This window comes from Enterococcus sp. S53, assembly GCF_016516865.1.
Taxonomy (GTDB): domain Bacteria; phylum Bacillota; class Bacilli; order Lactobacillales; family Enterococcaceae; genus Enterococcus_D; species Enterococcus_D innesii.
In genome coordinates, this window is the sequence record NZ_JACVUH010000088.1 from 1 (window position 1) to 224 (window position 224).

General features: G+C 37.9%; 1 protein-coding gene. It reads right to left on the reverse strand.

The genetic code is table 11. The features are described 5' to 3' along the window. Positions 1-224: hypothetical protein (locus IAE45_RS19140; protein ID WP_233619197.1), on the reverse strand; the 224-nt coding region annotated here is incomplete at both ends.

Here is a 224-nt window from a genome sequence, read left to right on the forward strand (position 1 = left end):
AAGCCTACATAATTACCAGTATTACTTCCGGCATCTACACTGTATCCGCTAAAAGTGTTCCCTTCGAAAATACCATTTGCAGATAAGTTAATCCATCCTCTTTGAGAGCTTGTAATAGCAACAAATGTTCCTGATATTTCAAGAGCTGGTACTGTAGATGAGCCTTTGTCACTGTTGCTTTGAAGCCGACCAAATTCACTTCCTAGATTTAAAAACCTTAATAC